The organism is Burkholderia sp. SIMBA_051 (assembly GCF_046534915.1).
GTDB lineage: Bacteria > Pseudomonadota > Gammaproteobacteria > Burkholderiales > Burkholderiaceae > Burkholderia > Burkholderia ambifaria.
Map to the genome: position 1 here is coordinate 1 of NZ_JAWRXS010000975.1, position 232 is coordinate 232.

1 pseudogene is annotated in these 232 nt (G+C 53.0%); it reads left to right on the forward strand.

Annotation, left to right across the window (positions count from 1 at the left end):
• Positions 1-232 (forward strand): annotated as a pseudogene (locus SB771_RS37400) (IS5/IS1182 family transposase); the annotation flags it as partial.

Below are 232 nucleotides of genomic sequence, written 5' to 3' on the forward strand. Positions count from 1 at the left end.
GGAGTATTTAACGGAGCTGGAGCAGAACAACCCGACGATCTCGGACGACGATGAGCTCATCGCAACGGCCAAGCGAATCTCGCTGACTGATCCTGCCGCTCGTTACACGGCTGCGCCCGGTGGGCCGGCATTCTTTGCGTATTCGACGAATTATTTAATCGACTTGCACGCAGGAATAATTGTCGATGTAGAAGCTACACCGTCGCATCGAACGCAAGAAGTTGAATCTACG